This window comes from Candidatus Dependentiae bacterium (assembly GCA_018266175.1).
Taxonomy (GTDB): domain Bacteria; phylum Babelota; class Babeliae; order Babelales; family RVW-14; genus JAFEAY01.
In genome coordinates this window covers 120,844-140,672 of the sequence record JAFEAY010000025.1, presented here as the reverse complement: position 1 = coordinate 140,672, position 19,829 = coordinate 120,844, and the positions used below count along the sequence as shown (strand labels likewise).

Sequence of the window (19,829 nt, the reverse complement as noted above, 5' to 3'; positions counted from 1 at the left end):
TTAATTTTGTAAATAAAAGGATTTCATGGAATCATATCACTCAAAAAAGAGTTATTCTTTTTTTAATATGCTCAAAAATGCCTTCTGGGTATTGCTCATCTTGCAATTTGCTCCCTCAATTATTATGAACATCAGCAAGTCGTTGCAAGAGACCATTGCACCAAGAGACAAGCTTGGGTTTATGACCATTCGTGGGTTTTTAGGTGATTCATCATTTTACCTCAAGCAGCTTGAGAAATTTGCCAAGGCGGATGACATCAAAGGTTTGCTTATTAAAGTGGATTGCCATGGTGGGTATCCCGGATCATCACAAACGGTTTTTAAGGAGCTTCAACGGTTTAAAGAAAAAAAACCGGTTGTCGTTGTTGTTGAAAATGTTTGTGCTTCAGGTGGTTACTATGTGGCGTGTGGAGCAACTAAGATTATTTCTTCTCCCGCTGCGTTGGTTGGCAACATCGGAACAATCATGCAGATTCCCGATGTTAAAGGATTGATGACCGAACTTAAAGTTGATATGCATCATATTTTTGGTGGGCACTTCAAGGCTGCAGGCAGTCCAGCAAGGACCTTAACAGAAGAAGAAAAAGATTATCTTCAAGCTGTTGCACATGATGATTATCAACAATTCATCAAAGATGTTGCTCAGAGTCGAGGGCTTGATATTTTAGAAGAAAAAGTTTGGGCTGATGGAAAAATAATCCATGCAACACGAGCCGTTGGTCTTAATCTGATTGATCAGCTGGGCTCATATAACGATGCTCTTACCCAGCTTAAAAAACTGGCTGGTATTGAAGGCGATGTTAAGTTAATCAAGGCAAAAAAGCCAACCGACTTGATGCGCTATCTTGTGGGAGAAGATGACTTGGATGTTGAGCAATCAAGCTTTGCGCAAACAACTGCTCGCTTTTTAAGTAATGTCTGTAGTTCGTTTTGTACTTATCAAGCTGTGAATAATCAAAAAATTATTCGTTCATAATTTTTTATAAAATATAGATAGTTTTGGGGGTGGGGTCATGGCGTTTATGAATTATAGAACTTTATTGAGCTTTGTTTTTTTATTTGTATTTCCATGGTGTGTCCAGGCATATCCGTCGGCTTTGTATCTGCTTGAGTGCAATGATCAAACTATTGTTATTTGGTCTGATGATCAAGTGTGTATTCCGGTAGCTAATGTGGATAAGTCTATCAAAGACATATTAGATTTTTTCTTAGAAAAACCTGAGCAATACAAAGTTATTGTTCGAAAAATTTCACCTGATTATGACCGAAAAAGTCGTGAAAAAATTGGCAAGCATGAGCACGAGGCCGATTATGCATTTGAGTCATTGGTGCTTGATACCCTTGTATCAAGGCTGAAAGATTTACCAAAGATTCTTATTGTTGAAGGCAGCCAAGATGATGTTGTCAATCAGACCACGGCCGCCTGCTTATCATCACCAGAAGAATGTATTGCTATTTTTGTAGATACTCCAGTTGCAGCTAAAGTTGCAGAACAATTAGTACAAAATGGCTTTACTCAAGAGCTGACAACGTCTTGACCGGGTATTAGTTTTTAGATGCAACATTCTGAGTAATCGATTCGACATTACAAAATTGAACCACTTTGAGCTGCTTGCTTGCAGTGGTAAGCATAGCATCTCCATTTGGTAATACTTGTGATAAAATTCCAGAAATAAGAGATCCATCTTTTTCATGAACAGAAACGTGCTTATGCAAGAGTACTTGCTCCTGTTTCCAAGCTCGATAGATATCAATATATTGCTCGTTTTGCCACATCAAATAATATTGGTCGAGGCTAGAGAGTAACTGTTTGTAGAGTTCGCGCATGTTCAGTTCAGTTCCTGTAAGGGTCCTTAAGCTCATCGCGCTTGAGTGCAGCTCATCTTCAGATTCAAATTTATTATTTATATTGAGGCCAAATCCCAAAATCAAACCCTGTAGTTTGTTACTTTCCCAGACCGCTTGCATGAGCATGCCGCACACTTTTTTATCACCGGCAACAAAGTCATTGGGCCACTTGATGCCAATTCCATATTGCTTGATGGGTTCAAGAATTCCCAAACTGAGAGCCATACTCAGTTGATTTAAGCGAATGCCCAAATCATCTTGATCACACTGCGCGAGCATCGCTGGCTTTAAAACTGCGGTGAACAAGAGTTGCCCAGGAGCAATAGACCATACCCGGCCTTGTCGACCCTGTGCCTGCTGGACTGTATCAGCCAGAAAAACAGCGCCGTCTGGCGCTTGAGATAGATATTCGCGTGCCCATTGCATTGTGTTTTGTACAACAGGAGCGCGATAAAGCTTTGAACCAAAAATCATGAGCGAGATCTAATTTCGCGTGCTGTTTCACGTGCAATATCACGTTCTTTCAGCTTATCTTTTTTCTCAAATTGCTTGCGGTGTTTTGCAATTCCAAGCTCAATTTTTACGTACCCACGGTCATTCAGATACACCTTGAGTGGTACAATGGTGAGTCCTTTGCGTGAGATATCACCAATCAGTTTATTGATTTCTCTGCGTTGCAAAAGGAGTTTACGTGTTTGACGTGAGTTATCACCTTTGCTGTAGGAATGCGAATAGGGGGCAATGTAGCAATTGATCAGTGTCATCTCGCCTTTGTAGACTGTTGCGTATGAGTCCATGAGCGAGATGCCCTTAGCGCGGATGGACTTTACCTCATTACCGCTCAGAACAATACCGGCTTGCAAGGTGTCGATAATTTCGTAATCGTGAAATGCTTTTTTATTGGTTGTAATAATCTTCATGGTGATTGAATCGTTTGATCTGATGGGACTAATTTTTTAAAAAATGAACTCACAATTGGGTAAGCCAGAAGGGCTGCTGCAATGCCTAAAATGTTGCCGCCAATAAAAAATGACCAGAGGCATATGGTGCCTCCACCAAAAATGTCTGCAAGGCAAATAGTCCAGCTTGGGTTAAACCCTAAAAAAGAATGGACAATCCAGTACCCAAAAACATAATCCAGTGAGAAGAATGGGATCATGGTCCAGGGGTTGTTAATCGATGTAACAATAAAAAGAAGTGGAAAGTTAAGTTTGAGTAAATAGTTAAGCGTTACCATCATAATCGTATGTCCACCAGGAAATGGAGAAAATGCGATGTATAGCCCCAGGCAAAAGGTAAGACTCAGCTTGTCGGCTGTCCATCCCGACTTGAGGGCGTTTACAATAATTGCTTTAAGCTTATTTGACCACATGACTATCGATTTTCTTAAAACTTAGTTACAAAAAACGTCATTTTTACCACTGTAGCATATTTTAAAAAATGCGTCTTTGTGGAGAGTTTTATCTGGAAATGGCTAAACTATATCCTAATGTAGAAAAGTCGCGACTTTTCGATATTACACTATGTTTTGGTCAGACTTATTCTAGCTTGTTTCTTGTGTAATTGTCACCTTTTTATTTAAATTCTCTTTCAACGTAAACATCTAAGCCAATTTTTCCGAGGCTTTATTCAAAGTATTTGATTTCGCCTGAGTTAATTATTTACAATTAGATTAAGTAATTAGTTTTTTAATCAATTGATACTGTATTTTAATAAAAATAGAGTTTTAGTGCTCAAAGCGGTTTTAACTGTTTGAGTATCGGACTCCCTTAGAAAAAAGGGTTAAGTATGAAAAATCGAGTAATAGCTCTTGTGCTATTAACCTTGAGTCTTGTTGGTAGCTTGTATGGAACAAAAAATTTCTTACAAGAGCTTGATAGTAAAGCCTTGGATGCTTTAACTCCAGAAGCGATCGCCAATACAATTAAGATCAATAGTGATTTTCTTGACCAGGTTGGGGAAGATGGAGAAACGCCACTTCTCACCGCTATTGAGTTAGATAGATTTGATTTGGCCAGTAAGTTAATCGAATTAGGGGCCAACGTCAATCTTCAAAATAATAATAAAAATAGCCCGTTGTCTCGTGCAACCAGTATGATGAAGTCAAACATAAAACTTGAAAACTATAAAAACTTAGTGAATTTATTGGTTGAAAAAGATGGTGATATTTCACAACAGCAGCTCTTCGGATACATTATAAATACTCTTTTCAGTGTAAAAAAAGATGATGACGCGAGCATGAATTTTCTTCAAATCTTTATCGATAAACTACTTGGAAAAGGTGCTCAAGTACATGAAGGTGCGATTCGTGCCCTGCTCAGAAAGAATAATTTAATGGATAATCCCAGGGTAGTTGCAATTGTTACTCAAATTATTGAAGCCACAATAAAAAACAAAGAAGTTATAAGTAAACAGATTACGGTTGGTAGTGATTTGACTACGCTTCTGCATTGGAGTGTGCAAAATAATTTAGCGCAAGCCTCCGCGGCGCTCATTCTCAATGGCGCAGATTTAAATATTGTCGATCATCGTAATAAAACTGCATTAGGCTATGCGATGATAGATCTTAATTGGGGAGCAACTGAGGCTCAAAAAGCAGATGCTCTTGCAAAGAAAGAGGTCATAAAAAAAATTATTGAGCGGTTACCTGATCAACACGCGTTAATAAACTCAGAAATTTTACTTAAAAAAAGCAAAAATGGAGAAGAGACTAAGAATACCTTTCTTATTTGGGCGGCCCAGAATTTACACGAAGACGTTTGCAAGAGTCTTATTTCAAAAGGAGCTCAGGTAGCTTTAAAGTTTGATGGTAAAACAGCATTGCAGAATGTTTTAGAGTTAGTTGGTGATGAAGATGAACTGTCTAAAACTTTAGATATTGTTTTACTATTATGGAAGGGATACCTAGCTTCGTATACATCTAAGGATATTCCTCTTTTAGAAGGAATTAAGGCAATACAGTTTCTACCAGCATCGTCAGGTTATATTCCTCAACTCATATCAAATTTTGAACAAATTATTAAAGAATTTATTGAGAAAGTTGATTTGAAAGATGAAAAATATAAAGGTATTCTTGCTCAAGCAATGCTTCAGAGTTCCTATCCGCGAAATAAGAATCAATTTATTCAATGGACTATTGCGCTAGAAGAACTTATTAAAAAAGATGGTTTAGACGTGAACCAAGTATCGGCCACCCGAACTCCTGTGCACCTGTTGATTTTAGCTTTTCAAAAATTATCTGATAAAAAATGGTTTGATCAGGATTGTGGATTAATGCTCGTTAATGATGTAATGAGAAAACTGCTTGAAAAAAATCCTAACCTATCACTTGAAAATAATCAAAAACAAAACCCTCTGCATTATGCCGTTTTACTCTTTAAAGAAATTACATCTCACTTTATAACTAAATTTAAAGAACCTTATTTAAAAATAATCAAGATGCTTGTTGAACACGGTTCACCAATTAAAAATGCATTGAGTTTTCTACTTGATGAAGAAGCCTCAAATAGCAATAATGATGACGTGAAAAAGCAATTGTTTGAGGTTATAAAAACAATTGTTCAAGCGATTCAATTTAATAATAGTGATCAGTTAAGTGAGCTCAAAGGACCTAAAATAAGCATCCGTATTATTAACTTAGCTGGCCAGTATAATGATATTGATTTTTTAAAGCATTTAAAAAAAGGTCGCCTTGATTTTAAACATCAAAACATTACTCCGGATAAGTTTGGTAAAAATGCTCAGGACTACTTAAATGTAATAGGCGCAGGCTCAAAAGAGCCTCGGTTATCGAGCGTAAAAAAGCCTGCTATGTCCACGGCGAGGAGGTCTAAGACACGAATAGGCTTTAAAGCGCAGCAACAAAAAACACAAGAGCTGCGTGTGCAAGAACAACTTGAAAAAGAGGAAATACAAAAAAAGCTCAGCCAAGCTGATAGTGCTTTGCTCGGTCTGCGTATCAGTAAAGGTAAATGTGAAGAACTTTTGCATATCGTTAAAGGGATGATAGAGATTTATAGTTCTAATTTGGGAAATGTTAAGAAGAATCAGCAACTGGCTCCTCTGAAAGAAAAATTAACAAAATGGAAAAATTTAGATGAAAATAAGAGTTTTTTAAGTATGCACGAAGATATTAATAGTAGCGGTATATTCAATATTTCTGAGGCGAGTGATGCTTCGAGTGTACAACAAATTATTGAGGGAAAAATAGCCGTAATTAATGGAGAGATTGATAAAATTACTCCTGCAGAAGAAAAAGCTATTCAAGAAAAAAAGAAAGTTAAAAAAGCTAAGAAAGCAGAAGAAAAAGCTGCACAGGAAAAATTAGAAGCAGAGAAGCTGGCTAAAATAATTGAAGAGCAGCAGAAAGAGAAACAGCGATTAGCTGAAGAGCAGAGGATCGCTGATGAGAAAGCTGCTGAAGAGAAAATAGAAGAAGCTAGGATAGCTAAAATTGCAGAAAAAAAAGCTGCTAAAAAAGCCAAGACAGTTGAAGAGGCTAAGAAGGCTGAAGAGCAAGCTGCACTAGAAAAATTAGCTCAAGAAAAAAAATTAGCTGAAGAAAAAGCTGCGCAAGAGAAAGAACGGCTTGCCGAAGAGAAAAGAATTGCCGAAGAAAAAGCTGCACAGGACGAAGCTAAAAAAGTTAAAAAAGCAGGCAAGGCAGCTCATGCGGCTCAAAAACAGTCTGAACTTGAAACAGCCCTTGGAACTTTAAAAGACAAACTTGGTGGACTTAAGGGCAAGCTCAAAGCGCTTAAAGAGCAGCTAAATCTTTTAAAAATTAATCTTGGTCAGCCTGTGACATAAGCTCAGCGTCAGTACTGATTGAGAAAATATTGGTACGTTGTCATTAAGCTTGCACAAAGTGCTACCGCTGCTATATTCTCATACAATAAAAAGATTCAATAGATTTGTGTGGGGAGTTTTGTATGAATTATCGCCTTTTGTTTCTAATATCTCTTATCGGTTTGGCAACAAATCTCTCTGCCGATGAGCAACCGGTTCAGTTCCCCGTTAAGCCTGAGCAACTAGTTCGACCAAGTAATCGCTTTGAGCTGCGTGGTTGCATTAAAGTAGAGAATGCTAGCGCCGACCGTGTTCCTGAATATCGAATTTACTATCAAGGTAAAGAACAACGAAGCAACAACGAAGGCTTTTTTTCACTTCCACTTGATACAAACAATATTCAAAAGTACTCATTGGTAATCTGTAAAAAGATTGATCAACAGTTTGAAAAAAGTAATACGGTTGCATTTTATGGGGTTATTCCCGATAAAAATTATCGTTATTTTACTTTCCGTCCAAGCAATAATCACGGGCAGTGGCTTGCTCAGGAAAAAAAGCTTACCAAGAAAAATTTTGTCATTCCTCAACACGCCATTGTTGCCTTGGTAGACCCCAAATGCGTTGACCGGCTTGAACTGTGGAATTTGAATCTTCCAGAACAGGTTATTAAGTTGCCTGCTATTGTGCTCAAAAGCAAGCTGGATGATAAGGTTTTAAACCGTTCTTCGGCCAAGTCGATTCTCTATTCGCTGGACTCTCGTCCCTTTCACCAAACATCCCGTTTTGAGCGAAAAGTACCTGGAAATAATCCAAAAGTTCAGCTTGTTCTTGATCGATAAAAAAATTTGATTCTAACTGAATTTTGCGCTCTGGGGGCGTTTTACAACGCCTGAGCATTCCATTACCATGAGATTATGTGAGGTTTCTCAAAAGTAGTGGAAACTGACCGATAAACTTTTAATGGAGGTTTCATGGTCAAGCGTATTATTGCTCTGCTCATCATCTGTATTTCTTCAGTTTCGTTTGTTCTTCCAGAGCTTGTTATTGGCAAGCATGTTCATGGTGACTTTGCACCGCTTGAAGATTCTGATCAAGAACTTTTCAAGTCTGCTCATAAAATTTTAACAACCTATCAGTGGCCTATGTGCTTGGCTCATATTCATGAATTTTCCCAACAAGAGCAAGAATTGCTTTTCTCATCACAGCCATATGCTGAAGAAACATTTATACGAAATAAGCTTCAAGAACTTGATAAAATTTTAGATGTTATTTTTGTTCCTACAACACTCTATGAGCTCTTTTGTTATCTAACTTTTTTTAAAAATTCAAAAGATTCGATTGTTCATAATTCTGCTCAGGTCATTCAAGAGAAATTTTTACTTGGAGAGTTTGACGAACTCTATTACCAATCAATTGCTCGAAAGCCTTTAGTTGAAGAGCGTCGGTTGAGTTTTGCTTTTTATGCAGCATTTAACGAATTGTCAGCAGTGTGTGATTTCGCATTTGGTGCTCATCAACAACTTGCTTCATTCCTTATAAACCACGTTGGAGGTTGTGCACAACCTCCAACCTCTGGAAAATTTTCTAAAAAAATTGAACAACAAAGTGCTTCTTTGGCTCAGGAAATTATTACTGAATTAGTGAGCGTAAGTGCTTCAGACTATAACTTTCAAAAGCTTAAAAAAGAGCTTGATAGAACCAAAAAATTTAAACGTGATGGCATGGTGGCCAAAGCACTCGAGCTTGAATACAAAGCCCGCAAGCATAACCGGATGCTTTTGTGGCGAGGAACAGAAGGCGTAAGCCAGTGTATTAAAGCTTTGGCGCCTGCCAGCAAGTTAAAAAGTCTTTCAAAGCAACTGCTTGATAGTGCGCTTCGTGCACAGAGCCTTCAAGATTTTGTTACCTTGATCAGAGCTCAAGCAGAAAAGGCATTTCAACCTTTTTCACTTTCTTACGGCAATAGCCTGTTTGCCGCATTTTTATATGATTGTGGAGCCTGCTCATATTATTACGCATACAGCTCAAAATTTGGTTATGCGCTTGAGCTCAAGAAAAGCTCGTACATAAAGCATCAGTGTCACGATACGCTTTTGGTTTCACCACTCGGAACCATAGTATCGCTTTTTGCAGGAGGGGCGCTTTTTCATTCACGCTCTAAGGCCTGTGCTTCGCCATCTCGTGAGGAAGGACCGGTACATGTTCAGGGAATTTTTGGTGGCGTTGATGTTGATGATGCGCAAAACTTCTTGGTGATACGCAAAGATCCTTTAATGCACGCATTTCATCTTTCTAAGCTTATTGCCAAAAATGCGCATATTTTTAAACTTAACTGCGATCAGGGTGAAGTTGAAGAAGTAAAAAAATCGCATCGAGATGCATCTCATTTCTATCGGCATCTTGGGCTTTACAAGGATGTGCTGGGTGAAATTAAGCAGCATGCTATTGCTGCACAAGCAGTTTAAAAAATCAATCTTGAATTCTTGCTATGCCCCTTTCTTAAATGAGAGGGGTTTTTTATTTCTTGAAAAGAGTATCTAAAAATAGAGATTGAGTGAGTTCTACCCAAAGACATCGAGTGTCAGATCTGAAAATTTGCCCTGTTTAGCTTTGTAGCTTGCAACAAGCGCAATCATTGCAGCATTGTCAGTGCACGATTGCGGTGGAGCAGCAAAGAATTGTTTGCCTCTCCGCTGGCATACTTTTTCAAGGCGAGTTCTCATGTATTTATTACAGGCAACACCGCCAACAAAAGTAACCGCTTTGACATCAGGGTACATCCTGAGTGCTTGCTTGATATTATTTTCAAAAATATCAGTGATGCAAACCAGCAGTGAACTTGAAATTTCTTGCTTGATCTGATGACTCATCTGAGCAAGTAATGGCCCTTGTGCAAGATCATAGACACCCAGCTTAACCAAGCGATAGAGTACTGCAGTTTTGAGTCCAGAAAAGCTGAAGAAAATTTCAGTTTTTCTTGTGCGCGTAAATTTATAAAAATCTTTGAATTGTACTTCGCTTGCCAGCCGCTCAATTGTGGCTCCGCCCGGATAGTTATACCCCATCATCTTGGCAACTTTATCAAATGCTTCTCCTGCAGCATCATCAATCGTTGCTGCAATCAGTTCGTACACCCCAAAATCTTTAACCAAATAGATAGCGGTGTGCCCTCCAGATGCCGACAAGCAGATATGAGGAAAGCTTAGTTGTTCATTAAAAGAGCCATCAGGCTTAAGAAATGATGAAAAGATATGACCTTCTAAATGGTCAACACCAATAAGCTTCTTATTGCCAGCCCATGCAAGGGCTTTGGCAAATGATATACCGACAAGCAGCGAACCAACAAGCCCCGGCTTACAGGTTACTCCAATGATATCGATGGCATCAAGTGAAACCTTGGCATCATCGAGCGCTTTGCGCACAATGCCATCAATTTTTTCAAGTTGAGAGCGTGAGGCTATTTCGGGAACAACTCCACCATAAACCCCATGCTCTGCAATTTGCGAAAAGAGAACATTTGAAAGGATAGTGCGGTTTTTTATATCAAAAACCGCAGCTGCTGTTTCATCGCAAGAAGTTTCAATTCCAAGAATATATCGTGCCATAGGTGCAATTATTTCTTAGAATTATCAGGGCTTTTTTTCTTGAGCATCAAGTCCCAGAATTCAGCATTGGTTTTGGTCTTCTTCATTTTATCAATAAGAAGTTCCATTCCCTCAACGGTATTCATGGTACCAATAAACTTCTGCAATACCCACATATTCTTAACCGCTTCTTCATTGAGCATCAACTCTTCACGACGTGTACCTGAAGCTTGCAGATCAAATGCAGGGTAGATACGACGGTTGGAAAGTTTTCTGGTCAAGTGAATTTCCATGTTACCTGTTCCCTTGAATTCTTCGAAAATAACTTCGTCCATTCGGGAGCCAGTTTCAACAAGTGTGGTTGCAAGAATAGTCAGCGAGCCGCCTTCTTCGATATTTCGAGCAGCACCTAAGAAGCGTTTTGGTCGTTGTAATGCGTTGGCATCAATACCACCGGTCAATACTTTACCGGATGATGGAGCTAGCGTGTTGTAAGCACGAGCAAGACGCGTGAGTGAGTCGAGCAAAACAACGACGTCGCGACCACATTCAACGAGGCGCTTGGCCTTTTCAAGTACAATTTCTGCAACTTGAACATGGCGTGTTGCGTATTCGTCAAAGGTCGAGCTAATAACTTCTGCTTTGACTGAACGTTCCATATCGGTTACTTCTTCAGGGCGTTCATCAATCAGCAGAATCATCATGATTACTTCAGGGTGATTCTGCAAAATGGTATTTGCAATTTCTTTAAGAATAGATGTTTTACCTGTACGAGGAGGTGCAACAATCAGACCACGTTGTCCTTTTCCAATTGGAACAAGGATATCAAGAAGTCTTGTTGATATGACGCCAGGATGAGCTTCAAGATTAAATTTTTCATTAGGAAAAAGTGGCGTTAAGTTTTCAAACATTGTTTTATTCGATGAGTGAGTTGGTGGTTGATAGTTGATACTTTCAACACGTTGCAACGCAAAATATTTCTCACCCTCTTTAGGTTTTCTAATGGTCCCCCTCACAACGTCTCCGGTCCGGAGTCCATATTTTTTCATGTGGACCGGTGAGACGTAGATGTCGTCTGGACCCGGTACATAATTAAATTTAGGAGAGCGTAAAAAACCAAACCCATCAGGAAGCTTTTCAAGAATTCCTTCGCCGTAAATTTCGACGCGTTGATCAGACTGAGATTCCAAGATTTTAAAAATAATTTCTTGTTTCTTCAGTGAGCTTATTTCAGGAATGCCAAGGCCTTGAGCATAGTTGATCAGGTTGGTAATGTTCATCTCTTTGAGTTCTTGAACATTAATTGTTGCTTTAGGCGCTGATTGTTCCGGTGTGGCGTGTTGAGGGTTGACATCATCAACAGGACCTTGATTTTGATTTCGAGGTGCTGCTTGAGAATGAGAATCTCTGTTTGTTGTATCCGCGGAAATTCTACTGTTCTTTTTGTTATTCGTATTAACCATATCCCTAGAACTGTTAGAGGATTAAACTTGTATTTAAGACACATCAAAAAATGAAAGAAGACTCAAGATGTATCATGTATCTCACACCGACATTATTTAAGTTATCAGCAAATTAGAAAAACTTTGCACGGCTTATTAAAAAATCGTGCAAAGTGCATACTTGCTCAAAAAAAATCAGAATTTATGGAGCTTAAAGAAAGCGTCGCGTGGATTTACTGAAAGGATGCTCCATCGAAATGGGGCAAGACCGCTTTTAAAAAAGTCTTGAGTGCTTCAAAGTTTCAGAATAAGTGAGTCTTACAATCCAATTATTTCTTTGCCTTGCCAGCTAACATCATAACAGGACTTGCGATGTAAATTGAGGAATATGTTCCAACAATAATCCCGATAAACATAACAAGCGACAACCCCCGTAACGTTTCTCCACCAAGCAATAAAATTGCAAGGACTGATAATAACGTTGCACTACTTGTTAAGAGTGTTCGACGCAGTGTTTGGTTAATGCTTAAATTAACCAAATCATACTCCGAAATTCCCTTTAATTTGCTTAAATTTTCTCGAATTCTGCTGAAAATCACAATTGTGTCATTCATAGAATATCCAAGAATTGCCAAAATCGCAGCTAAAACGTGTAACGAAATACTTTCGTTGAACACAAGAATAAATGCCAGAATAGCAAGTAAATCATGCACGAGTGATAGCACTGCGCCGATTCCAAATCGAAATTCAAAACGAACTGCAATGTAAAGGAGTAAGAAGAACAAAGAAATAAGAATAGCCGTAATTGCATTCGTCTTTGTATCTTTTCCTACTTCAGCGCCAACCCATGAAACGTTGTCAATGTGGACCTTGTTATCGTCCATGCCATCGGTTAAATCTCTTTTGATGTGTGCTTCGGTATCGCTATCAAGACTGCCAACACGGATAATAAAATTCTTACCGGTAGAACCTACGCTTTGAATTGAAGCGTCTTTCCAACCCTTGGCACTGATGATACCACGTACCGTTGAAATATCGGAGGGTTTTTCAAACGAGACGCGCAATTCAGCGCCGCCCGTAAAATCGATGTGATAACTAAACCCGCCTTTAGCAATGTAAAAACCAACTCCTACAACAATGTAGGCGATGGATACAAAAAGCCAAATTGATCGATATTTTAAAAAATCATATTTATATTTTACGGAATCAGCCGTCGTGACCTGCATCGTCTCTCCAATCTCAACAGACCGAAATCTATTTAATATTGACGTTTACAGAGGTGACCGTAACGAATTTTCTGCCTTTGAATCCACTGCGATATTTAACATATCCACCTGTAGATGCAAACAGCGTATCATCGCCACCGCGCATAACCCCTGCGCCAGGGTGAATTTTCGTACCGCGTTGACGGACTAAAATTTGACCTGAGCTAACTAATTGACCATCGAATCTTTTGCAGCCAAGGCGTTTAGAATGACTTTCGCGGCCATTACCTGTCGAGCCACCGGTTTTACTCGTTGCCATCGTCTCATCCTTTAGTTACGTATGTTTTTGCAAACACTCATTGTTTTTGAACATTTTCAGACTCATTTTGCAAATCTTCGATAAGCCTTAAATTGGCCAATCTAGAAACACAAATCTTCTTCTACTACGCTCGCTTTTCCTTGAACTACAATTAACCCAAGTCTGCCGTCTTTTAGGTTAAATGTCAAAATTATTTTGTGACATCGCCCCAGTTATTTCCAGCTCGTAGTGTCACTTTAAGCGGCACATTCCAGTTGACAACTTCTTCAAAGGTTTCTCGAACAATGGCTTCCACAGCATCTTTTGCCTTGTTATCAACCTCAATAAGCACCTCGTCATGAATCTGTAAAATGAGTCGGGCATCAAGTTTTTTTTGCTCAAAAAGATCATCTAGCCGGGTCATTGCTACTTTCATAATCTCAGCTTGTGTGCCCTGTACCGGAGAGTTAATAGCCATGCGGCGAGCAGATTCAAACAGAGTTCTATTTTTTTCATGAATTTGGGGTAAGTAGCGACGTCTGCCCATGAGCGTTTCGACGTATCCATGCTTTTGGGCAAATTCGACCGTTTTTTCCATCCAAACTGCTATTCCTGGGTAGGTAGCAAAGTATTTATCGATATACTCCTTGGCCTGCTTTGGACTGATTTCAAGATCTTGAGCCAGGCCATACGGTGTAAGCCCGTAGGTGATGCTAAAATTAATCCGTTTACCCAGTTGGCGGTCTTCATGACTGACCTGTTCAGGGGGAATTCCTAAGAGTTGGGATGCGGTCTGTGTATGAATATCCATATCAGATGAGAATACCTTCATCAAATTTTCATCTTGCGATAAGTAAGCAAGAATACGGAGCTCAACCTGTGCATAGTCTGCAGAGATAAATTGTCTGCCTTCAGGTGCAATAAATGCTCCTCTCACGGCAAGGCCAAGTCCTTGGGTCGTGGGAATATTTTGCAGGTTAGGGTTAGCGCTTGAAAGTCGGCCGGTTGTTACCATGGTTTGGCTGTATGAGGTGTGTACGCGCCCTGTTTTTTTGTTAACAAAAAGAGGGAGCGGTTCAAGGTACGTGTTCTGAAGTTTTGCAAGCTCGCGATATTGCAAAATTAAGCCAGGAATAGGGTGAACTTTGCTTAACTCATCTAATACATCGCGGTCAGTTGACCGTTTCCCCTTTGGGCTTTTTTTAACCGGACTCAGGTTGAGCTTATCAAAAAGGAGTACTTCAATTTGCTTGGGCGAGTTCAAATTAATCTCATGCCCATTAATTTTATCTGAACCAATAGCTGCGGCAATTTTTTCATTAATTGTATGAATACTTTTAGTTGCTTGTTTTGAGATTGCGGTAAGAACCGGTGCGTTAAGCATAATGCCGGTTTGCTCCATCTTGAGGAGAACTTTGTAGAACGGCATTTCAACATCGTGAAAAAACGCACAGAGTACTTTTTCGTGCGCAAGTTTTTTTTCAAGAATGTGTTTGAGTTTGAGTGTTTGGAGTGAATCGTGTGCTCCATAGGGCGCAGCATTTTCTACAGGAATTTGATCAAAGGCCTTGTACTGCTTACCCATTAGATCTTTAAAGCGCATCATTGGTTCGTGAAGATATTGCGCAGACAGATCTTTGAGATTAATTTTTTCATCATCACTCCGAAACAGATTTGCGGCTAAAATAGTGTCAAAGGTTGTGCCTTCTATCGTGATGCCAAAATTGCGCAAAACGAGTTCATCAAACTTTGCATTGTGCATATATTTGGCAATACGCTTGTCCTCAAGAACAGGTTTGAGTTGAGCAAGTGTTTGCTTGCGGTCAAGCTGTTGATGTTGGCCAATTGGTGGATGTAAAAACGGGATGTAATACGCTTGTTCCGTATTAACGGCAAAAGAAATGCCAACAAGCTGGCAGCTCATGGCGTCGATGCCATTGGTCTCAGTATCAAGGGCGCATTCGCCCGCTTTTTTAATTTCATGAATGAGTGTTGCAAGCCCTTCTTCGGTTTCAACAATCAGGCATTCCCACGGTTTTTCTGTGAGTTGGCGTGTCGCAATAGTGCTGGGGGTATCAGCCAAATGTTCAGGAACAACGGTAATGTTATTGTTGTCTGAATTGCTTACTTCAAAAATATTCTTTTGGACTGATGGCTTTTTAACAAAACTAAAAAACTCAAGTTGCGTAAAAAGAGCTGCCGCTTGGTGCCATTGCTCAGGGTTGAATTCCATGCAATTTTTAGGAACTTCTAAGTCAAAGGGCTTGAGTAAAAAAAGTTGATAGCTTAAATAAGCATCATCTTTGTATTCAAGCAAGCTCTTGCGTGTTCGTTCTTTTTCAAGGTTATCGATGTTTGCATACAGGTCATCAAGTGAATCAAATTGAACGACCAAATCAAGTGCCCCTTTTTTACCAATTCCTCGTACGCCCGGAATATTATCTGAAGCGTCGCCGAGCAGTGAATAATAAAAAGGCAGCTTTTCTGTGGGAAAGCCAAGCTCTTGCTCATATTCAGCTTGATCAAAGAGCCGATTTTTAAATGGGTCAAACACGAGCAAATTTTTACCCATCAACTGATACATATCTTTGTCGGGGCAGACCAGAACAATTTGATAATCGGGGCGAAATTTTTGGGCAATAGCAGCGATGACGTCGTCAGCTTCAAAGCCTGGTTGCGCCATTTGGCAAACGCCCATGGCATCAAGAACTTTTTGGATATGCTCTTTTTGAACGAAGAGGTCACTGGGGGGCGCTGAGCGCGTTGCTTTATATGCTGTGTACATTTCGTTGCGAAATGTTGGCCCCTTACTGTCCCACGCAACAATAATATTTGTCGGATGAAAGTCATCCATTATTTTTTTGAATGCTCGAAAAAAGCCGTAGGTTGCCTGTGTTGGTGTGCCCCCAGAGGTGAAGAGTGGCTTGATCGCATAATATGAACGGTACATGAGGTATGAAGCGTCAATAACAAAGATCGCCTCTTTTTTTATTCGGTGCACAGTGAGTTCCTAAATTTTTCTTGGTCAAATTTTAAATCTTTCCCTCAGCGTAGCAGCAAATACGCTGTTGTGAAGAGGCTTGCTCCGTTTTGCTGTCATGGGGTATACTTTGTCTTTGTGTCTGAGTATCAGATAAGATATTAGTACGTTTTGTAAATAAATTGTGACCAAACAGGGGCTGTCATCCTCGCGAATGCGGGGATTCACCTAAAAAGTAGGAACTGATGAAGATTTTAGCACTTGATCTGGGTGATGTATGGGTTGGCTCAGCGATTTCCGATGGCTTGGGAATCTCATGCCGTCCGTACCAAACGGTTCAGATTGGCGAACTTGAAACCTTTTTAAACAAAACATTGGCACAAGAACCAATTTCAACCGTTGTTGTTGGCTATCCAAAAACAGTTGGCGCGGGCACAGAAAGTGATCAGACCAAAAAAATTGTTGCACTCAAAGAAGAGCTTGAACAGAAGTTCTGCCAAGTTTCTTGGGTCTTATGGGACGAGCGCTTAAGCAGCAAGCGAGCAGATGAAGCGCGTCGAGGTCATTACAGAGATAAAGAAGAAAAGAAGCTGAGCCATTCGGTTGCAGCCTCTTTTATCCTGCAGACGTATTTAGATTACTTGGCATTTCAGAAGTCTTCTGAGAGCGAATAGTTAATTTTCAAGGTGTGGGAGCAGTAAACTCGCTTCCATCCACAAGCTTCTTTCTCAAAAGCCCGACGTTATCAATCTTGCCGACCATAACAAAGCCTTTAAGTTTTTTATTTTTAGTAAAATAGCAGTGATAAAAGCCATCGCCCGAAACTTCGTGCTTTTCAAGGTCAGCATCAGGCTGGCTTACCGGACCGCAGGTAACAAACTTGGTTCCAAAAATAGGTGATGCCGTAACAATCAAAACTCCAGGGTAAGCTTTTGGTGCACCAAGCATACCCTGCGCGGCAGTCATCCCCTGCATAATCGCATCGGTCCACAAACAGCTTTGCACAGGTTGGCCCGAAATTTGGTCTTTAACCATACAAACATCCCCCCCGGCAAAAATATTCGGAATATTGGTTTGCATGAACTCATTGACCAAAATTCCACCCTGTTGGCAGGCAATCCCTGCATCACGAGCAAGTGGGGTGCTTAACTGACCACCTACGGCAAAAATAACCATGTCTGTTTTGAGTTCTGTTTCATCTGCTAAAACAACACCACAAGCTACATTATTGCGCTCAACTATTCTTACAACGGTATTATTAAGGTGAGTTAGAACGTTGTAATTTTTCGACATGTGCTGTATCAAAAAATCTGAGCCTGTTTTGTTAATTTGTGTAGCAAGTACTTGAGGTGACATTTCTATAAGAGAAACCGCGATATTTTGTCCACGCAATGCATCAGCACACTCAAGTCCTGAAAGTCCAGCACCGATTACGGTCGCATGATTCACCAAATTATTTTTTGTGTACTCAAGAATATTGGTAGAATCTCTTAAATCGTAAAACGAAAAGACGCCGGCAGCATCGCTCCCCGGTATTTCAAGTTTGCGCGAAACCCGACCGGTTCCCAAAAAGAGCATGTCATATTCCAGCAGTTTTCCAGACTCAAGAACAACCTGGTTGTTCCCAGAATCAATTTTTAGTGCCTTGGAATTGAGCATGAGGGTGATTTTATTGTTATCAAAAAATTCTTGGGTCTTCGTTGAAACTTGGGTAAGTGACTTTTCTCCTGCAACAAAGTCTGCAAGCAAACATCGATTGTAAGGCATTTCCGCCTCTGCGGTGATGCACGTAATATCGATTGAATCATCTAAGCTGCGTAGCTTAACCGCCGCGCCAATTCCTGCAGCGCTTGTTCCGATGATGAGAAATTTTTTAGCCATAATTTGGGTCCAATTTATACGTTTTAAGGTCTAGGTAATATAAAAGTGAGCTGAGCTCTAAAAGGGTAGCATATCACAAATTTTTCGTTGTTTTGATAGCTGTTCGTTTGGTTTTTCTATCTGCATTTCATTGATAATACTAATATGAAATACAAGTTGAATCCTATTTTGCAGTTACTGATATGGTATTGTATGCTTGAGCAATGCGCAGTGTGCCATCGTATAACTATTGATTTTAAAAGGTGTGTGCCATGAAATTTTTTAATACTGTGGGCGTCATTGATCCAGAAAGACATTACTTTTTACCACGTCGTTTGGATTGGGAGCAGCTCACGGAGTTTATTGAAAGACAATATTATTTTATTCTTCACGCACCTCGCCAGAGTGGCAAAACAACCTCGATTATTGAATTTGTAAAACACTTGAATGAAGCGGGTAAATACAGTGCGCTCTATCTTTCAACTGAGCCCGCGCATTATTCCGTCAACAATGTGAAGTTGGCGATTAAGGCTATTCTTGGTCAGATCAAAGAACAGATCTTGATTTTTTTACCGGACGAAAAAGAAGCAATAGAGTATGCTGCAAAACTCTTGAGCAACAGTGAAGTTGATGAAGGAGGTGTTTACGATTTCATCTGTTTTTGGTCAAAACAAAGTTCTAAGCCGCTGGTTATTTTTCTTGATGAATTTGATGGACTGATGGGAGATTCGCTCATTGCATTACTCAAGCAATTTCGTACCGGATACACCAACCGCCCTGCGCACTTTCCTCAAACGATCTGCTTAATTGGCGTGCGAGACCTGCGCGACTACAAGGTTCGGACTAAGCAACAAGAAGAGTTGGGTGTTTTGTACAGCCCGTTCAACATCAAAGCAGAATCAATTGTACTTCCGAATTTTTCGTGTGATGATGTCAAAACTTTGTATCTTCAACACACCCAAGAGACCGGACAGCAATTCACTGATGAGGCTATAGAGTATGCATTTTACCTGACACAGGGTCAGCCGTGGCTGGTCAACGCGCTTGCGTACCAAGCCTGCTTTCGAGATGTAAAAGATCGCTCCCAAACGATCACCAAAGAAGTTATTGATCGGGCAAAAGAGGCGCTCATTGCTCGACGAGATACACATATCGATGCACTTATCGATCGACTGCAAGAGCCTCGCGTTCGAAATATTATGGATGAAATTATCAATAGTACTGCGCAGCTTCAAGTTTTTAATGATGATGATGTTCAGTATGTTCGTGATCTTGGGTTGATAGGTCAGAAAAATTACGCAATTGCCAACCCAATTTATCAAGAGATAATTCCTCGAGCTCTTACCATTACAACTCAGCAGAGCATTGAGCAAGAATCTTTATGGTATATAAATCACGATGGATCACTTGATATGATCAAACTTATGCAAGCGTTTACAGACTTTTTTAGGAAAAATTCAGAGATGTGGCTTGAGCGCTTTCATTATAAAGAGGCTGGCCCGCACCTGCTCATGATGGCCTTTTTGCAGCGTGTTATCAATGGTGGTGGTAAGATTCATCGAGAGTATGCGCTTGGCCGTGGGCGCAGTGACTTGCTTGTTGAGTGGGGGAAGCAGCGGATTGTCATTGAACTTAAAGTTTTTTATAACAAACAAACGCTGCCAGAAGGGCTTATGCAAACGGCTCAATACATGAAAACATCTGGCGCAACTGAAGGTCATCTGGTTATTTTTGACCACAAATCAAAAAAATCTTGGGATGAAAAAATTTATCATAAGGTTGAATCAGTTGATGCAAAGACTGTTCACGTGTGGGGAATGTAGC

Annotated in this window: 16 protein-coding genes; 7 read left to right on the top strand and 9 right to left on the bottom strand. The window is 40.0% G+C overall.

Features of this window, described 5'->3' with window-relative positions; genetic code table 11:
• The first annotated feature begins 25 nt into the window (after nt 1-25).
• Nucleotides 26-976, top strand: coding sequence for a signal peptide peptidase SppA (gene sppA, locus JST56_06320; GenBank protein MBS1988572.1), 951 nt, complete (start codon nt 26-28; stop codon nt 974-976).
• A 37-nt stretch (nt 977-1,013) separates the two neighbouring features.
• Nucleotides 1,014-1,538, top strand: a complete 525-nt coding sequence (locus JST56_06315; protein MBS1988571.1) for a hypothetical protein — start codon at nt 1,014-1,016, stop codon at nt 1,536-1,538.
• Between the two features lie 7 nt (nt 1,539-1,545).
• Here the strand turns inward: JST56_06315 and JST56_06310 are convergent, their stop codons facing one another.
• From JST56_06310 to JST56_06300, 3 genes are read right to left on the bottom strand one after another with little or no spacing between them, the layout of a single operon-like run.
• The gene (locus JST56_06310; GenBank protein MBS1988570.1) at nt 1,546-2,322 is read right to left on the bottom strand and encodes a biotin--[acetyl-CoA-carboxylase] ligase; all 777 of its coding nucleotides are present in this window, start codon (nt 2,320-2,322) and stop codon (nt 1,546-1,548) included.
• A complete protein-coding gene (gene smpB / locus JST56_06305) occupies nt 2,319-2,768 on the bottom strand; it encodes an SsrA-binding protein SmpB (protein MBS1988569.1) in 450 nt (149 codons plus the stop codon). Before smpB ends, JST56_06310 begins: the two co-directional genes overlap by 4 nt.
• A complete protein-coding gene (locus JST56_06300) occupies nt 2,765-3,220 on the bottom strand; it encodes a DUF2062 domain-containing protein (protein ID MBS1988568.1) in 456 nt (151 codons plus the stop codon). The genes smpB and JST56_06300 overlap by 4 nt, the downstream gene beginning before the upstream one ends.
• Before the next feature lie 416 nt (nt 3,221-3,636).
• On the opposite strand from JST56_06300, the gene JST56_06295 reads away from it, so the two are divergent.
• From JST56_06295 to JST56_06285, 3 genes are all read left to right on the top strand, one after another.
• Nucleotides 3,637-6,657 (top strand): hypothetical protein, encoded by a 3,021-nt coding sequence (locus tag JST56_06295; protein MBS1988567.1) that lies wholly within the window; start codon nt 3,637-3,639, stop codon nt 6,655-6,657.
• A gap of 122 nt (nt 6,658-6,779) precedes the next feature.
• Nucleotides 6,780-7,475 (top strand): hypothetical protein, encoded by a 696-nt coding sequence (locus tag JST56_06290; protein MBS1988566.1) that lies wholly within the window; start codon nt 6,780-6,782, stop codon nt 7,473-7,475.
• A 132-nt stretch (nt 7,476-7,607) separates the two neighbouring features.
• Nucleotides 7,608-9,101, top strand: a complete 1,494-nt coding sequence (locus JST56_06285) for a hypothetical protein (GenBank protein ID MBS1988565.1) — start codon at nt 7,608-7,610, stop codon at nt 9,099-9,101.
• A gap of 96 nt (nt 9,102-9,197) precedes the next feature.
• Here JST56_06285 and tsaD read toward each other — a convergent pair whose 3' ends face one another.
• The 5 genes from tsaD to polA form a co-directional block, all read right to left on the bottom strand.
• Nucleotides 9,198-10,241 carry a tRNA (adenosine(37)-N6)-threonylcarbamoyltransferase complex transferase subunit TsaD gene (tsaD, locus tag JST56_06280; protein ID MBS1988564.1) on the bottom strand — a complete coding sequence of 348 codons (1,044 nt, stop codon included), beginning with the start codon at nt 10,239-10,241 and terminating at the stop codon, nt 9,198-9,200.
• A gap of 8 nt (nt 10,242-10,249) precedes the next feature.
• Complete coding sequence (gene rho / locus JST56_06275) at nt 10,250-11,683, bottom strand: transcription termination factor Rho (protein ID MBS1988563.1); 1,434 nt, start codon at nt 11,681-11,683, stop codon at nt 10,250-10,252.
• Between the two features lie 308 nt (nt 11,684-11,991).
• A complete protein-coding gene (gene secF, locus JST56_06270; protein ID MBS1988562.1) occupies nt 11,992-12,888 on the bottom strand; it encodes a protein translocase subunit SecF in 897 nt (298 codons plus the stop codon).
• Between the two features lie 28 nt (nt 12,889-12,916).
• Entirely contained in the window at nt 12,917-13,186 is a 270-nt protein-coding gene (gene rpmA / locus JST56_06265) for a 50S ribosomal protein L27 (GenBank protein MBS1988561.1), read from the bottom strand.
• Nucleotides 13,187-13,376: 190 nt separating this feature from the next.
• Nucleotides 13,377-16,166 (bottom strand): DNA polymerase I, encoded by a 2,790-nt coding sequence (polA, locus tag JST56_06260; GenBank protein MBS1988560.1) that lies wholly within the window; start codon nt 16,164-16,166, stop codon nt 13,377-13,379.
• A gap of 224 nt (nt 16,167-16,390) precedes the next feature.
• On the opposite strand from polA, the gene ruvX reads away from it, so the two are divergent.
• Nucleotides 16,391-16,819 carry a Holliday junction resolvase RuvX gene (gene ruvX / locus JST56_06255; protein MBS1988559.1) on the top strand — a complete coding sequence of 143 codons (429 nt, stop codon included), beginning with the start codon at nt 16,391-16,393 and terminating at the stop codon, nt 16,817-16,819.
• A 7-nt stretch (nt 16,820-16,826) separates the two neighbouring features.
• Here the strand turns inward: ruvX and JST56_06250 are convergent, their stop codons facing one another.
• Nucleotides 16,827-18,026: an NAD(P)/FAD-dependent oxidoreductase gene (locus JST56_06250; GenBank protein ID MBS1988558.1), complete on the bottom strand. Its 1,200-nt coding sequence runs from the start codon at nt 18,024-18,026 to the stop codon at nt 16,827-16,829.
• A gap of 251 nt (nt 18,027-18,277) precedes the next feature.
• Between JST56_06250 and JST56_06245 the strand changes: the two genes are divergently transcribed.
• On the top strand, nt 18,278-19,828 hold the full coding sequence (locus JST56_06245) for an AAA-like domain-containing protein (GenBank protein ID MBS1988557.1): 1,551 nt from the start codon (nt 18,278-18,280) through the stop codon (nt 19,826-19,828).
• Nucleotide 19,829: the final 1 nt, after the last annotated feature.

Excerpts from the sequence above, each read along its gene's own strand:
- sppA (MBS1988572.1), top strand. The coding sequence starts at position 26 with ATGGAATCATATCACTCAAAAAAGAGTTATTCTTTTTTTAATATGCTC.
- JST56_06315 (MBS1988571.1), top strand. The coding sequence starts at position 1,014 with ATGGCGTTTATGAATTATAGAACTTTATTGAGCTTTGTTTTTTTATTT.
- JST56_06310 (MBS1988570.1), bottom strand. The coding sequence starts at position 2,322 with ATGATTTTTGGTTCAAAGCTTTATCGCGCTCCTGTTGTACAAAACACA.
- smpB (MBS1988569.1), bottom strand. The coding sequence starts at position 2,768 with ATGAAGATTATTACAACCAATAAAAAAGCATTTCACGATTACGAAATT.
- JST56_06300 (MBS1988568.1), bottom strand. The coding sequence starts at position 3,220 with ATGTGGTCAAATAAGCTTAAAGCAATTATTGTAAACGCCCTCAAGTCG.
- JST56_06295 (MBS1988567.1), top strand. The coding sequence starts at position 3,637 with ATGAAAAATCGAGTAATAGCTCTTGTGCTATTAACCTTGAGTCTTGTT.
- JST56_06290 (MBS1988566.1), top strand. The coding sequence starts at position 6,780 with ATGAATTATCGCCTTTTGTTTCTAATATCTCTTATCGGTTTGGCAACA.
- JST56_06285 (MBS1988565.1), top strand. The coding sequence starts at position 7,608 with ATGGTCAAGCGTATTATTGCTCTGCTCATCATCTGTATTTCTTCAGTT.
- tsaD (MBS1988564.1), bottom strand. The coding sequence starts at position 10,241 with ATGGCACGATATATTCTTGGAATTGAAACTTCTTGCGATGAAACAGCA.
- rho (MBS1988563.1), bottom strand. The coding sequence starts at position 11,683 with ATGGTTAATACGAATAACAAAAAGAACAGTAGAATTTCCGCGGATACA.
- secF (MBS1988562.1), bottom strand. The coding sequence starts at position 12,888 with ATGCAGGTCACGACGGCTGATTCCGTAAAATATAAATATGATTTTTTA.
- rpmA (MBS1988561.1), bottom strand. The coding sequence starts at position 13,186 with ATGGCAACGAGTAAAACCGGTGGCTCGACAGGTAATGGCCGCGAAAGT.
- ruvX (MBS1988559.1), top strand. The coding sequence starts at position 16,391 with ATGAAGATTTTAGCACTTGATCTGGGTGATGTATGGGTTGGCTCAGCG.
- JST56_06250 (MBS1988558.1), bottom strand. The coding sequence starts at position 18,026 with ATGGCTAAAAAATTTCTCATCATCGGAACAAGCGCTGCAGGAATTGGC.
- JST56_06245 (MBS1988557.1), top strand. The coding sequence starts at position 18,278 with ATGAAATTTTTTAATACTGTGGGCGTCATTGATCCAGAAAGACATTAC.